A 14,104-nucleotide genomic window follows, 5' to 3' on the forward strand; every position below is an offset into this window, starting at 1 on the left:
TATCAAGGTATTCAAAACCATTGGTAGCTCTCTGAAAATTATTGAGATCATGAACCCTAATAATAAGATTAATGGTTAAGGCCACTATAGATTTAATGTAAAAGTTAATATTAACTTTAGTTTGAATATCTAAAACAAGAAATATTAACATCCCAAAACAACCTAGTAACACCAAATATCCAGAGGTATAATTTCCAAATACTAAATATAGTAGTAAGTAGGACAATAAAAGTGAAGCCAAAAAACAAAGGATTAGCTTTATTATTCTATTTGTTTCCATATTTATTACTCCAGTATTTAAATGCTTCTCTATCCATTGTTTGAAAGGCCTTTGGTCCAAGCTCATCATTTTTAGAAGCTTTGAATTTTTCAATTTGTCTGCCTAAAAACCAAGTTTTCATGTCATTTCGTAAAAAGTTTTCTGACTTGTTTAATCCTACTCCATGTGTTCTTATATGAGCTACACCATTGATGTTTACCCATTTCCGTATTATTTCTCCTGGGTGCATTTCATGTCCTTTTAAGGTAATGTTTCTATATATGCCTTCTCCCAGCTTTTGTTGCTTTATTGGTCCTATTACTTTTGTATATGCATCAGGATCATTAATATCACCAAGAAGCCCAGAATAATGAGCATCAACAATTTCATCTGGGCTAGCTGCATCTTTTGGCATTAATTTATAAGTTGGCCTGCTATATTTACTTAGTACATCATCTCTTATTTCGGCAGTACAGTTATTTGCTCCCCAATAACAAAACCCATTAGAATATTCATCGTAATGATGATATGTTTCATCCTCTGAATTATACCTATATTCTCCATTCTCATATGGGTGCGATTCACTATTGGGAGTAAAATTATCGTGTGGTACTGTTTCAGGCTCTGAAACCTTTGATTGACTTCCCACATCAGAATTACCTCCACTAGAAGAAGTCTCAGCTCCTTTTGGGGTAGCTGAATCGCCTCCATTTTCAAGGGCTACTTTTCCTTTAAAGTCAGCAGGTGCTCTACCTAAAGCACCGCTTCCACTTGGTCCAGCTGCTTTATCCGTCGCAATATGAGAACCGGTTATGCGTTCTTTTTCAATCTTATACCCACTAGGATCCGTCCCACTCAGCGGATTGTTCTGTATATAGCTGTAAGGGTTCAATGCCTGCGAATCGACCCCTTGAATAAACGGGTCCACCGACAGGAAGCGGCCCACATGGAAATCGTACATGCGGCCGTTCATATGAATCAGCTGCAGGCTGTCCAGGTGTTCGTGTTGGGTGAAGCCGCGCTTGGTGATGCGGGTACCGGCCAGGTTGTCGGCATCGGTGAAGTTCAACACTGCACCGTTGTCACCCGATCCGCGTTTCGACCAGTCGGCATTTCGGGGTTTACCAAAGGCGTCATAGGACAGGCGGTGCAGCATTTCGCCTTCATTGTTCACTACCTGAACGGTGGAACCCAAACGATCTTTCTGCAGGTAATGGTTTTCCTGGTCGCGGTGCTCATAACGGGTCACCACCAAATAGTCAGTCAAGTAGTACTTGTTCTGGATTTCGCCACTGATCAGGTTGTAAACGCGCTCATAATCCTTACCGCCATATAGGGTGATTTCTGAACTGGCCGCATCGTATTTATAATAGCGCTGGTTGTCACTGCCGTAACGAAAGTTCATGCGTTGGGCCACTCGGTTGACACCGGCGGCCTTTTGCTTGGCCTGTATCAGCAGGTTATTTGAATCATAGACATTGTGAGAGATAAAGCTGTAGTAATTGTCACCCAGGTTCACCTGTCTGCGACATTTGTAAGTGCGGTTGCCATTGGCATCGTAGAAATACTGGTGGAAACCAGCTTGGTCGACCTGAACTTCTGAAACGGCATTAGGCCCCGGTTGTGCCGGACTGGTGCCACCACAGGTCAAGCTGGGATTGGTGTACTCACCATAGACATAGGCATTGGCGTTGTTGTGGTAACTGTAATCTGACTTGCGGGTCAAGTTACCCAAAGCATCATAACCATAGGTGGTGGGTGATTGGCTGCCAATTTGGGTAGAGGTCAAGCGGTGCAGGCGGTCATAGATCAGCACTTCGGTGGCGGTGCTGTCATTGCTGTCATGCTGGCGGTGGTTCAGATTGCCCCAAGGGTCGTACTGATAAGTCAACTGCAAGTCATTACCCGATGAAGTCAGGTGGTTGATACTGGCAACCTGTCCGGTCGAGGAGTAATATTTATGCTCCGTGATGGCCGCAGACTGGCCAGCCAAAACACCGTGGTACTGCTTGGTGGGTTGGCCACGGTAATTCATGTCAACATTGTCTACACGCAGCAGCACTTCACCGGTGAGGGGGTCGATCTGCTTGTTCAACACGCCAAAATTGTTGTACACACTTTGCACCGAAAGGCCGCCGGCATAATTGGTCTGTTTGATGCGGTTGTGGTTGTCATCCCACAGATACTGGGTTGAGAACACTTGATTGGAATATGCATTGGTTCCATCAGGTGTGGATTGTGACTGGCTGGCATAGTCATTCACGGTGTTCCACATCTTGCGGTCCATTTGTACCAGGCGGGTTTTGATTACATCGTCATGCACATAGCGGTTGCGGTGGGCTTTGTAGAAGGTGGAGCCATATTCCACCACATCGGGTTGTTGGTTGCTAAATCGGGTAGAGCGCAACAGGTTTCCATAAGAAGATTCGACCCAGCCAGCAACCCAATCTACGGTGTCATAGTCATTGATGTCTTTGTAGGACAGGGCCCAACCCACTGGCTGTTTGTTGCTGTTGACATTACTGTACTTAACCAACACACGACCCAAGGCGTCATAACTGCTGAAATCATATAAATTGGCATTGATTTGTTTTTGGTCCTGAGATTGGATCACTTCACCAAAACCGTTGTAGGAGAACAACTGCACGCCCAAGTTGGGGTCGTTGACCTTCACTTTGCGGCTCAAATCATCATAGGTAGCAACGATTAAATTGCCATCATTGTTACCGCTGCGATCACCGTCTTCAATCACCGATGGATTACCATTGGCGTCGTACCAGTAATTCACGCGGGTGCCATAGACATCTTCGGTCATCATCAGACGCTGGGCTGAATCATAAACCCGGAGCATCAGTAAATTATTCGGCTCATTGTTGGCTGCAATACACTTGCTATCAAAACGGTTGTAGCCCGCATTGATATCGGTTAAACCACCGTTGTGGTTATAGTCTGTAGTCAGGTGACACAAGCCGGTGCCTGGATTTATCGGCCCCCTTAAATGATTGGAACGAATGACCTTTCTGCTGACCCGACCACGGATGTCATAGTCATACAATGTTGCAAACGGCATGGTGCCATTGGCGCCGGCATCCAGCACGATTTGTCCGCCCACATATCCGAAAGGTTGGGTTTCAACTTCAACCTGGCCTTTGGCATTGTATAGCGTGGCGGTTAAGCTGATCTTGTCACTTTGTTGGCTAGACACCAAAACGGTACGTCCCGCTGCATCGTAAAATGTTTTGATGATGGCCGCACCATTTTTCACTGCAAATGAATAATAGCGCAGTGCATTTTTTGGAAACTCAGCTGCAGGCAGCTGACTGCCGTAATCGATTCGAACCCGATTGGTGATCTTATTCAGGGCGTCCTGATAGGTGGTACATAGGTTGTCACAAAAACGCATGCCCATGTTGGATGCTTGTCCAACCACATCCCCCATCAAATCTTCCACTTCTTGCTTCTTGATCATGCCATACACATCAGTGGTACTGGTGGCCGCCATGCCATTGGGATCCACCGCGGCCAGTACCTGGCCGGTGTACCTGTCATAGGTAGACGATGCCATGTGGTAACTGTCGACATTGCCCGGTTCAACAACCTGAGTGATCACTTCAGGGAAATAACCTTCAGGCTCATAGGTGGTTTGTAATTCTTTGATTACCGATGAATCTTTACCTTGGGTTTTAACGACCAGTGGGTTTCCATGTTGATCATAACCATCAAAAACCGTTTTGCTGACCGCAGGGGCGTTGTTGCAACTGGCCGGAGCCACATCGGCACCTGACTGACTGAACTGACAGTTGATGGTCCGATCGGCATTCCAGAAGTAATAACTGGATTGACTGCTTTGGTCATTGAAATCAACGCCACTGACCGAACTGGGTAAGGTCCAGTCATTGCTCAAATAAGTGACTTCACTGTCAACATGGCTGGCTTTGAGTTGATCCACCCACCAATCGCTGGTGTTAACCGAATAAAATTCATTTTGTGCGGTGGAATAACGTTGCTGGTAATTAACGCCATTGAGAAAATCCCTGCTCCATTTGGTTTGGCAAAGGTTGTTGCCATAACCGTCAAAACCAGAATTGTTTATCCCAAAGTCAGTACAACGATTTGCTGTATTACTTGATTCACCACCATCGCCATTGAAGGTTTTGACTTGTGAGACCTTGATGCCATTTTCCCAAACCCTGGCATTGCTGCGAATCATCGGAATGAAGTGCACACCTTTGTTTGCATATAGACTGATGTTTTCATCGGTATTGGCATCACCATCCCCCCAAATAAAGCGATCTTCTGCCATGCGATGACTGGTGGATGTATAATCAACGCCCACTGGATAAGTGGTGACCCGTTCTAACTTACCGGCCACCGGGAACACTTGATGAAACAAGGATTCACTGTGGGTTTCAGCGGTCAGATCATCGATACAGATTTTTCTGAAGCCTTGGAAACCACGGCCTTTGTTGTTATAGACCGCTTCTTCATAACCATACTGGGTGGTGTTATAGGCATCCTCTGAATCATCTTGGACCACGCCATTGGACTGACGTGATTCTGCAACCACATACATCGAAGAATTGAAATAAAAGTGATCGCCTTTGAGCTCATCTTCTTCGACATAACGATTTTGGGCTTTGACCTGGTACAGCGGCAATGCTGGACGCACTGAGGCATCGGTGGACAAAGGTAAGTAATCCCATTCAATCCAGTCATGTTTACCTGGCTTGTCCACTTTGTAAACCATATCTGGCATCATTGATTGATTGATCGAAATGACAGGGATGCGATTGGATTCAAGTTCATCTGTCAATCCTGGGATGTCAAAAACATTGTCCGCAAAGTAGTAATCAATCAAAAACTCGTTGAAATTCTGATTGTCAGTAGAAACCCCTGTTAAACACGGCCTTGTTGCATCGAACAGATATTCACAGCCAAAGGTGGTGTTGTGGTCTTGTAAACCGTCACCCAAATAGTCTCCATAGTTGCCCACATATGATTGGGGAGAGTCAAACAGACCAATATTGGTTTTTACTTCTATGGTTATGCCACCATTTATGGTGGTTTTGAAATCAAGTGCTTGGTATTCGTACGTGCCAGCATCCCAATTCGGTCTGGGGTTTTCATAATTATAATAAGATTCATCGGCACCATTGACCAAATTGGGGTCTGAGCACATTAATTTATCTATAGGGTCCGTGTCCGAACCAACGAAGAAGAACTGACATGATGAGATGACCACTTCGTCTGGTTGCGGCAATAAAATCTCAGCAATGCCATCGTTGTCAATATCAACCACTTTCATGCCCTTTGAAATCGCCGGGGAGCACGCGTGATCAGTGACCACACCATTTCCTGGCCCACCGTTCATTGGATTTCTACAATTCAGATCGGCTGGTAATGTCGCCGAGGATCCTGTGTTGATGGGGGTACCAGTGAACATTTTCGTACCACCTTGGTTGAGCTTGATCACCCAACGCCAGGATGCAGATATGTAGTCGGTGTAAATATAATCGTTCAAACCATCACCGTTGACGTCGGTAAACATGTGGAAAACATGGGTGGTGTCAGCGGGCAGCCCTATCGATGAAGGGGCCTGTACGTCAAAATTGAAGGCATTATTTTGAATCTGTCCTATGGCCACGCTGGTGATCTTGTTTGATCTGTTTTTGATGATCAGGTCAGAAACACCATCGCCATTTAAATCATCTACAGAAAAATTCGAGCCCGACTCAAATTCCGGTAAATCAACCAAATTTCTGCTGAATGTAGGCTCCAAAGATCCTCCTTCTGACTGCGGTAAAATGCTTTCATTGATGTAATATTCAACATGAACAAACTCACCCTCAATACTGAGGTTTTTGACCACCAAGTCCGTATCACCATCCAAATCAAGGTCTGTTGTCTTGATCACTGATTCCTTACCCAACATGATGTGGGTGTCCAATATTTGAAATATATCTTGTAAGTTTTGTGGCGTGTTAAGGTCGGTATCGATGTAACCTGGTTGGTTCCACAGTGCCAGCATCACTGGATGTGCCATACCACTTTTAATTGGGGCGCCCTGATAAATGACATCGGTGCGACCGTCGTTATTAAAATCGGCACTGCTGTTGTTACCAACAAAACCATAGGCGCTGTCACTGGAAAAACCTTCAATGTTAATGCGCCCTTTGAGCTCGGGTTGTTTATTGCCTTGCGCATCAAATGACATGCGATACGAGTGCAACTCAGTCACAGATTGGCCATTGGTGTCCTTGTATTTGGTCAGTACTTCTTTGATGCCATCTCCATCATAGTCCGCAACAATTCTTTGCCCACCATTAAAGACAGAGTTCTGCGACGGTTCCTGACCAATTGGAGGATCTATCAATTGAGCCTCCTCTGGTATACCTCTTTTGTAAAGCTTCATTTTGGGCTTACCACCGATCCAATTGTTTGCATCTGTCCATGAATTAACCAACAATACCCTGCCATTATTTGAGGTGTCTTTCGTTGGGTACTCTATGATGCTATTCAGCTGTAATCGGGACGTGGCATTAGACTTTTGATAATCAAAAACATATTTTCGTTTCAATTCGGCTTCGACATAGACATCAATGGTTGTCAGTTTTTGAGTTTGTTGTGTGCGCGTGCCATATCGGAAGCTGCTACTATAATCAAATCCACGATCTTCATAGGTAAACACAAGGTTTCTGTTACCTGTTTGGTATACATTGTTGACAAACTGACCTGTGTAATTGATGTTGAATAACACCACTTCTCCAGATCCACGATTTGCATAGTTATAGCGGATGCTGTTGCCGTGTTTATCCACTTGTGTAGAAAGATTCCAACTCAAGGCCTTGTTAGTCCCATGCGGTTTCACCCGATAATCATAGATAGATTTGATTCCGGACTTGGCCAACACTTCAAAGCGTGGCGTGGCACCATCCATGTCACCTATCAGTCTGATTTTGTTGAAACTGTCCATTTCTGTGCGGTATTCAGACAAGCTGGCACCATAGGTTCCTGACACCACCATCAACCGTTGGCCATCCAGGCACAGTTTGTCAGTGGATTTATCAAAGACCACTGCATGGTTTTTCCCATCTTGCGCAAGGGTCGAAGGGCAGCGGTAAATGCTCGAACCGGCTGACAAAGACCATCCAACTCCTAAGGGTCCATTACCACCTTTACTGGAATAATTGACCGAAACACTGGGTTGCATGCCTTGGCGACCAGGTGCCACTTGAATGGGTAAAGAATAATGAGCTGAACCGCCACTGACACCACCTGAGCCCGGCAAGGGCCCAGAGCCTGGTTGGTGTGCAGGTACGGCAAGATTAACCACAGCTTGATCGGCCACGATGGGTACTGCCAATGAGAAGTCCGTTTGTGAACGACCGCTCAAACCACAGTTGTTGCGGTAGTAGACATCAAAACGGAAACGGGTGTTGCTGTCATAGTCTCCAAACAGGGCTGTCTCACTGAGGTTTTCGCCCAAGTAGTTTTGTAGCGAACTCAGCTGTAGGTTGCTGCTTTTGGCATGACTGGCTATTTCAATCAAACGATACGAACCATTGACGTTGGTTTCATAATCGTAATCACTTTTGTAAATTTTGAACAACATGTCCAAATTACCCGAAGGTGGGGTGTTGAACTGCAAGGCCACGTTGTGCGGGCTGACCACGCCTCCAGCTGGCAGTTGCCACACCGGTGCTGAATCAGGTGCAGTACAACTGTTGGGTGTGGTTTTGTCAAATGGCAGTGTTTTATTTAACAACAAACTGCTGTTGTAGTTCGAGTTGCTGCGCAGGGAAAATTCCCAGCCATCCAATTCAACACCTGGATTAAGCCTCAACCCTGACGAGGCTGGAGATCGTCTCTCTCTAGAAATGAGAATGCTTTCGCTGCCCTTGGTGGCATAAACGCTGGCAAAGGGATAAGGACCATCGGCAAACCAATGCAGGGTTAAATCACATTTGATCTTGTTGGCGCCAGAACTGTGAAAACAATCATCAAAAGGTAGTTGACCATCCATAAAGATTTCATCACTGCTGCTGCGTCTGATCAGTTGGGTTCCCGATTGTCTCAATTGGTTGCCATTGGTGAGTCCATAACTCATTAACTGTGATGTGTTTTCATCACCAAAAGTAGGATAGAATTCTGTTATCAATTCGGCTCGACGGCCACCCCTTTCCAAAGATGTGGATGCTTCATGGAAATATGAACGTCGGGTCTTACCAATTTTTTGGGTCACTGCTGATACGTTGTAATTGGGGTTACCACTGTCAGCATAAGAGTGGTATGCCTTGATACCTTGCGTCACTTCAGAGACAAACAAGTCTTCAAAACCATTGGTTGGGCTACTGCAAAACTCATTATTTCCTGTCGCACAAAAGTCGTACTGCGTGGGATGCAATTGCCATTTACTGTCGAAGTTCATGTCATAAACACCAGCATATGACAAGCCATCCAGATATTCTTCCAACTCTGTATTTACCTCATTACAGGAGGCGTTGTCTCTGCAATTTTGCATGATTACCCATCGTGGTATACCTTGTTCATTTTGCTGATCAAAAAACATCGCAATGGTGTGTTCTAAATCGGGGCCGTTGGTGACCTTAGTGGCTGAAACATTGAGTATCCAGTCCTTGGAGTTTTCCTCAGAGTAAACCCCATTGAATACTTGTGATTGGCCTTGAAGTACACCGTTTTCCTGAGCAGCGTATTGCACACATTCGACTTTATGACATTCTGGATTTCCTGCTTCACAAACCGGGTCGTAATTTTCATTCATGCTGAACTCAACACCATGCCTAATGGTTTGGTTACTGGTACCTGCAAAATCATGAATCCTGATTTTTAACTCGGCCACAGATTGGCTCATATCCATCACTGGATTTGAGTCCCAACTCCAGTTTTCAAATTCGTCATATGTCAGCTGATAAGCTTCACCTTCCCAGTACTTGGGTTTGGTCAAATCTGCCGGGTCCATGATAACTTCGCCAATGCCCAAAAACCATATTGGCTTAGGATGCTCACTTGTTAACGCGCTGTCATAGGTATACCAAAACGGTGTCAAAACATAATGTTGATCACTTTCACAACCGACCCATGAACCACTCTTGTTATAAGGTGATTTTCTACTGTTTTTATTCATGCTACCCGTTTCATTGTTCTGGCACATCCACCAAAAATCAAACCCCTGACCCTCTCGCTCAGGGTTGGTGTATCTGCCAGGTAACAAGGCATCAACCACACTGCTTTTATTGTTGGGAACTGCACCACACACTTGATCAATGGGTTCAGCGGATGAAAGCCCAGACAACAGCAACAGGGTGGTTATTAATAGTGTTTTGTAATGAAATATTTGATACATGACATCTTCTCGTTTTGTTTTTTAAGGGTTTGAAAGCACCCAGTTATTTGGGGTTCAAGATGCGCAAATTGTAGGTTTTATGTAGAAATCACCGTTATTAAAATCAGGACATAAATTCTAATAAATCCTCGCAAAGCTTGTCATGTCAAAGTATGAGCCCAGGTGTTGGCTATAAAGCAAGAACGTGACTGGCTTTGCTGTGAGAGCTCTCAACAGCAAGATAAATACGAGGGAGTAACGATTGTTTGATGCGCTTAAGGTGTGTACAACTTTTCATGCAGGAGGTGTGTAATCGATACCTTGTTTGCAGGCTTATTGATTCAATGTTTTTTCATAAACCATACCTGGTGCGTCTGCGGGCCTGGCCACAAATCCGCGTTGTTCATAAAATACAACTTTTCCTTTGGCAGAAAACAGCTGTATCGATCTGATGTTGGCTGCTTCGCAAGCATTCAGTAGGTTTTTAAGCAGTTCGGTACCCAACCCCCTGTTTCGGTAGTCGGGGTGCACAATCAAGTCATAAATCATCGCATACAGTACACCATCTGATACCACTCGACCAAAACCGATCAACTGTTTATCATCATAAGCACAAACTGCTTGCCAGCTATTGGTTATGGCTTGGTGCAATGCGTCCTGTGAAGCTTGATAGACCTGATTCCAGCCAGTGGTTTCGAACAAATGGGCGTATTCTTTGGCTGACGGTATTTCGAAATTAATCTGAAAATCTGACATTTGGTTTTAAATCCAACGGCGAACTTGTTGTTTATAAGCCTCGTACTCGTGTTTAAAGAGATGTTGTAATGCCCGCTCCTCTGGTTTAATTTGAAAGGCATTCATGTACCCAATAAATAGGGGCAACATCACCACAGTGACCGGATTGGCTAATTTGAAGACAAAAGCCAATAGCATCAACAAAAATCCCAAATACATTGGATTGCGGGACAATCGGTAAATTCCGCTGGTGACCACTGAGGAGGCCTTTTGCGGTTGCCTTGGATCCACTGTGGTTCGTGCTTTGTTGAAACTGACTATGCCGGAAACTATAAAAAATAAAGCGAGCAAAAAGACACTTCTGGCAGCCCACTCATGCCAGGTCCAAACTTGTTTGTACATCGGTAGTAAGTGATCAATGGCCCACATCAGAAATCCAAAGATCAACATCAACAAGGCCGGTGGAATTTTTAATTCAAGCGCTTTCATGTGACTGCTGTAACTGGGCAATCAAGCCCAACAATTTTTCTGTCGGCTTGACTTTTTTGCCGCTGTTGTAATCGACCATGACGATGCGTCCTGTGCCTAAAGTGGTGATGGCTTGCTGTTGTTGACTGAATACCCCATACTGCATTAAAAAACCATACTCATGATTTTCCAGTACATTGGCCCCAGCTATGATTTGGTCAGGAAAGACCAAAGCCCGTTTGAATTGGGCATGGGTTTCAGCCAAAATCGGGCCTAATTGATCCGCTTGCATGTCTTCCATCACCCCAACGGCATTGAAATAGGCCAGTCTTGCCGTTTCAAAATATTTAAAATACACCGCGTTGTTTACATGACCAAAAGCATCCATGTCTCCCCATTGTACGGGGATGTTAACCTGTACTGGAAAGGCTTGATCAAATTCTTGTTGAGTTCTCATTGTGTGCGTTAATCTCCTAGCCAGTCTATTTTATACAAATCACGGCGCCTATCCAGCAAGTTCCTGACCGAACCTTCGTGGTGCAGTTGTTTCAGTTTATCTAAGTCTAAGTCCACAATCAAAGTCATTTCCGTGTTCGGCGTGGTTTCTGCCATGATGGCATCATGCGGAAACGAAAAATCAGAGGGTGAGAACACGGCTGACTGTGCGTATTGAATGTCGGCCCCATCCACTTTAGGTAAATTACCTACGCTGCCAGTGATCACCACATAACATTCATTTTCGATGGCTCGGGCGTGGGCACAACAGCGCACCCGTAGGTAGGCATTTTTGGTGTCTGTCCAAAACGGTACAAATAAAATTTGTAAGCCTTTTTCTGCTTGTAATCTGGCCAGTTCAGGAAACTCGATGTCATAGCAAATGAGGATGCCAATTTTACCAAAGTCTGTATCAAAAACCCTGAGTTCATTCCCGCCTTGCATGATCCATACTTTTTTCTCAAAGGGTGTGGGATGAATTTTATATTGCGACTCCAAAGTACCGTCACGTCGACAAAAATAAGACACGTTGTACAACAAGTTATTTTCAATCACCGGAATGGACCCAGCAATGATGTTGATGTTGTATTTAACCGCTAATTTAGCCACCTCTTCAATGATTTGCTCACTGTACTCAGCCAAGGTTCTGATGGCATCGATTGAGTTGCTGTGGTTTTCAATGCCCATCAAAGGCGCATTGAAAAACTCTGGCAGCAGACACAGGTCGCATTGATAATCTGACAGTGCATCAACAAAAAATTCCACTTGCTGAATCAATTCTTCCATTGATTTCAAGGGCCTCATTTGCCACTGTACACAGCCCACACGAGCCGAAGATTTTTGGGCACCAATCAATGGCAACTGCTTTTTCTCATAGTATAAATTCTGCCATTCCAACAGCGTCGCATAACCATGAGATTCATCGTCTTCCGGCAAATAGTTGTGGAGCACCCGCTTAACTTCAAAATCATTCGACAATTGAAATGTCAAAATGGGATCATACACCTCTTTTTTCTTCACTTTTTCAATGTATTTTTGTGGGGTTAACTCTTGCGCGTATTGTTGGTAATTTGGTATCCGTCCACCGGCCACAATGGCTTTGAGGTTAAGGCTTTGACACAGTTCCTTTCGCGCTTCATACAAGCGTCGACCCAAACGCATGCCATGATAATCAGGTGACACACAAACATCTACGCCATACAACACATCACCACTGGAATCATGGGTGGTTAAATAGGCATCACCGGTGATTTCATCGTACGTGTGGTAGTCGCCAAATTTCTTATAATCAACAATCACTGAAAAGGCAGCTGCCACCACTTTACCGTGGTCTTCAATACAAATTTGACCCTCAGGAAAAGTGGTCAGTTGTGCCTTATATATCTGTTCTTTAACTGGCCCACCCGCTGCTTGGTAAACAGCTTCCATAATTTCTTTGATGTCAGGATAGTCACTGAGCTGTAAACACCTTAAATTTAAATGGTGCTCTGGATCATCGGTATGTATGGTTTCTGTCATGCTTAATTGAAAATAATAAATGGGCTTTAGTTTAGCTTATTGTGGACTAAAAACAATCTAAGATAGCACCCTTGACCCACATTTTAAGATCCGTATTTCTCGTTTAAAAATCTGAAAAATCTTGCCAATTTTCTACCATCATTAGCTTGCTTCCAGTGAACTGCTGAAACAGCGCCTGATGTTGACTGAATGAAAAATCATCATCCCTCTTGGTGTATTGTGCAATCCAATCCAATAACATGGGTAAATTGGCATCCTGCTTGGCTTTGCTGGGGTATTTATGCGGTTCCCACGGCCTGCTTCTGGCGTTTTGTTGGCACAGATCTACAGGTAAATTCATAAAAACAGCATGGCTTGCCTGTGGTGAAACCCAAGCCAATAAGTCACCATAACAACCTTCAATGACCCAAGCCTCATTATCAGCCATGAATTGATTGATGGCTGCTTGTGACTCACTCAATGGTTTCCTGCTTGGAGGCTCGGTGGTTTGCCATGCCAAAGTGTCTAAATCAAGGTGTGCCAACTGATGTTGTTTTTGAAGGGTTTTAGCCAAGGTCGATTTTCCTGAGCCTGAGTTACCAAAAACAATGATTTTTTTATGCACTGGCTGCTTATTCTGAAGTCATTGAAAGCAGGCTGATGTCGTACAGCCTTATGCTGGCTTTGAGCTCATCAGGTTTGTCATGTAGCACAATAATTTTGGGTTGAATTGACTTGGCTTGTTTAAAAAAAACCGTTACAAGTGCCGATTGCACGGCATAGCGACACATCTTTCGATTCCACACAAAATGCCATTGTTCATGGCCTTCATCTGATGTTGGCTGCTTGCGATAGTATGAGATTAAATCACCTTTGATTTCATACTGCGCTTGGAATGGCAACATGCCTTTGGCCTGTTTAACACACCTTTTGGCCAGCTTGCGACAACTTTTTTGGCTGGTGTTATCGGTCCACTTTTTTGCTTTTGCATCAAATTTTGGCATCTGGATAAAAAACCACGCAACCAACACAAAAAACACCAACAAACCATAAACTTGAGCTTGGCTGAAACTCCAGGTGGGTTGATAAACCAAAGCCAGTAGCATAATAACAATCCCTGCCAAACAAAGGAGCAAACCAAAGTACCTCAGTACAGTTTTGCCTTTATTCATCGTGGTGTTATCCTGCCACCGTTGATTGAAGGCTCGACGTTGTTGCAACAATATTCGATAGACCTGATCTTCTGCCTGTTGAATAAAGGCGTCATCAACCTCCGTCAGTATTGTGCTTTCTTTAATTGTCACACC

General features: G+C 44.4%; 7 protein-coding genes. All 7 read right to left on the reverse strand.

From position 1 onward, the window contains the following. Positions 1-266 precede the first annotated feature (266 nt). On the reverse strand, positions 267-9,623 hold the full coding sequence (locus CCS90_RS00940) for a SpvB/TcaC N-terminal domain-containing protein (RefSeq protein WP_099017638.1): 9,357 nt from the start codon (positions 9,621-9,623) through the stop codon (positions 267-269). Positions 9,624-9,935: 312 nt separating this feature from the next. Continuing rightward, entirely contained in the window at positions 9,936-10,358 is a 423-nt protein-coding gene (locus tag CCS90_RS00945; RefSeq protein WP_099017639.1) for a GNAT family N-acetyltransferase, read from the reverse strand. A 6-nt stretch (positions 10,359-10,364) separates the two neighbouring features. After that, positions 10,365-10,826 carry a methyltransferase family protein gene (locus CCS90_RS00950; RefSeq protein WP_099017640.1) on the reverse strand — a complete coding sequence of 154 codons (462 nt, stop codon included), beginning with the start codon at positions 10,824-10,826 and terminating at the stop codon, positions 10,365-10,367. Continuing rightward, on the reverse strand, positions 10,813-11,262 hold the full coding sequence (locus CCS90_RS00955) for an acyl-CoA thioesterase (RefSeq protein ID WP_099017641.1): 450 nt from the start codon (positions 11,260-11,262) through the stop codon (positions 10,813-10,815). The genes CCS90_RS00950 and CCS90_RS00955 overlap by 14 nt, the downstream gene beginning before the upstream one ends. Positions 11,263-11,270: 8 nt before the next feature. After that, positions 11,271-12,818 carry a bifunctional GNAT family N-acetyltransferase/carbon-nitrogen hydrolase family protein gene (locus tag CCS90_RS00960; protein WP_099017642.1) on the reverse strand — a complete coding sequence of 516 codons (1,548 nt, stop codon included), beginning with the start codon at positions 12,816-12,818 and terminating at the stop codon, positions 11,271-11,273. Positions 12,819-12,921: 103 nt separating this feature from the next. Next, entirely contained in the window at positions 12,922-13,422 is a 501-nt protein-coding gene (locus tag CCS90_RS00965; RefSeq protein ID WP_099017643.1) for a P-loop NTPase family protein, read from the reverse strand. A 7-nt stretch (positions 13,423-13,429) separates the two neighbouring features. Next, positions 13,430-14,101 carry a hypothetical protein gene (locus CCS90_RS00970; protein WP_099017644.1) on the reverse strand — a complete coding sequence of 224 codons (672 nt, stop codon included), beginning with the start codon at positions 14,099-14,101 and terminating at the stop codon, positions 13,430-13,432. Between the last annotated feature and the right edge of the window lie 3 nt (positions 14,102-14,104).

The organism is Marinicella litoralis, assembly GCF_002591915.1.
GTDB lineage: Bacteria > Pseudomonadota > Gammaproteobacteria > Xanthomonadales > Marinicellaceae > Marinicella > Marinicella litoralis.

Excerpts from the sequence above, each read along its gene's own strand:
- CCS90_RS00940 (WP_099017638.1), bottom strand. The coding sequence starts at position 9,623 with ATGTATCAAATATTTCATTACAAAACACTATTAATAACCACCCTGTTG.
- CCS90_RS00945 (WP_099017639.1), bottom strand. The coding sequence starts at position 10,358 with ATGTCAGATTTTCAGATTAATTTCGAAATACCGTCAGCCAAAGAATAC.
- CCS90_RS00950 (WP_099017640.1), bottom strand. The coding sequence starts at position 10,826 with ATGAAAGCGCTTGAATTAAAAATTCCACCGGCCTTGTTGATGTTGATC.
- CCS90_RS00955 (WP_099017641.1), bottom strand. The coding sequence starts at position 11,262 with ATGAGAACTCAACAAGAATTTGATCAAGCCTTTCCAGTACAGGTTAAC.
- CCS90_RS00960 (WP_099017642.1), bottom strand. The coding sequence starts at position 12,818 with ATGACAGAAACCATACATACCGATGATCCAGAGCACCATTTAAATTTA.